The 235-nt window shown below is 65.1% G+C and carries 1 protein-coding gene; it reads left to right on the plus strand.

Going from position 1 to position 235, the window contains the following annotated elements; genetic code table 11:
• A partial coding sequence (locus tag GNF10_RS37755; protein WP_185607560.1) for a catalase occupies positions 1-235 on the plus strand: 235 nt, incomplete at both ends.

A 235-nucleotide genomic window follows, 5' to 3' on the forward strand; every position in this document is an offset into this window, starting at 1 on the left:
CCTTCACCGTCACCCACGACATCACCCGGTACACGCGCGCCAAGCTGTTCGAGAAGGTGGGCAAGCAGACCGAGATGTTCGCGCGCTTCACCACGGTGGCCGGCGAGCGTGGTGCCGCCGACGCCGAGCGTGACATCCGCGGCTTCGCACTGAAGTTCTACACCGAAGAAGGCAACTGGGACCTGGTCGGCAACAACACGCCGGTGTTCTTCCTGCGCGACCCGCGCAAGTTCGC

Source organism: Nostoc sp. UCD121, assembly GCF_014222285.1.
GTDB lineage: Bacteria > Cyanobacteriota > Cyanobacteriia > Cyanobacteriales > Nostocaceae > Nostoc.